The organism is Sphingomonas sp. CCH5-D11 (assembly GCF_001557395.1).
Lineage (GTDB): Bacteria > Pseudomonadota > Alphaproteobacteria > Sphingomonadales > Sphingomonadaceae > Sphingomonas.
Genome location: NZ_LSKH01000107.1, coordinates 1 through 1150, shown reverse-complemented (window position 1 = coordinate 1150; position 1150 = coordinate 1). Strand labels below are relative to the sequence as shown.

Annotated in this window: 1 protein-coding gene; it reads left to right on the top strand. The window is 68.7% G+C overall.

The annotated features are described in order from the left end of the window. Positions 1 to 8 precede the first annotated feature (8 nt). Positions 9 to 1150: NAD(P)/FAD-dependent oxidoreductase (locus AX702_RS06935; protein WP_066777893.1), on the top strand; the 1142-nt coding region annotated here is incomplete at its 3' end.

Below are 1150 nucleotides of genomic sequence, written 5' to 3'. Positions count from 1 at the left end.
GAGGATCAATGAGCAGCTACGACGTGGTGATCGTTGGTGCGGGCCATGGCGGGGCGCAGGCCGCGATCGCGCTGCGCCAGGCCAAGTTCGAGGGCTCGATCGCGGTGGTCGGCGCCGAACCCGAACTGCCCTATGAGCGCCCGCCTTTGTCGAAGGAATATCTCGCCGGCGACAAGGCGTTCGACCGCATCCTGATCCGCCCGGCGGCCTTCTGGCAGGAGCGCAATGTGGATATGCTGCTCGGCCGCGAGATCACCGCCGTCGATCCCGCCGCGCACATTGTCACCACCGCCGACGGCGAGAGGATCGGCTATCGCCACCTGATCTGGGCCACCGGCGGCAGCCCGCGCCGGCTCAGCTGCGCGGGCCATGATCTCGCCGGCGTTCATACGGTGCGCACCCGCGCGGATGCCGATCGCATGATGGCGGAGCTTCCCGGCGTCACCCAGGCGGTGGTCATCGGCGGCGGCTATATCGGGCTGGAGGCCGCCGCCGTTCTCGCCAAGTTCGGCAAACAGGTCGTGCTGCTGGAGGCGCTCGACCGCGTCCTCGCCCGGGTCGCCGGTCCTGACCTGTCGCGCTTCTACGAGGCGGAGCACCGCGCGCATGGCGTCGACGTGCGCCTCGGCGTCGCGGTGGACTGCATCATCGGAGAGAACGGCCAGGCCAGCGGCGTGCGCCTCGCCGACGGCAGCGTCATCCCGGCACAGCTCGTTATCGTCGGCATCGGCATCATTCCCGCGGTCGAGCCGCTGATCGCCGCCGGCGCGGCGGGCGGCAACGGGGTCGCGGTGGACGCGCAATGCCGCACCAGCCTGCCCGACATTTTCGCGATCGGCGACTGCGCGCTCCACGCCAATGCCTTCGCGGACGGTGCCGAGATCCGGCTTGAGTCGGTGCAGAACGCCAATGACCAGGCCAATGTCGTGGCGAAGACGATCACTGGCCAGGACGCCGCCTACCACGCCGTCCCATGGTTCTGGTCCAACCAGTACGACCTGAAGCTGCAAACGGTCGGGCTCTCGATCGGCCATGATGCCACCGTGCTGCGCGGCGATCCCGCGGCACGCAGCTTCTCGATCATCTACCTCAAGGCCGGCCGCGTCATCGCGCTCGACTGCGTCAACGCGGTCAAGGATTACGTCCAGGG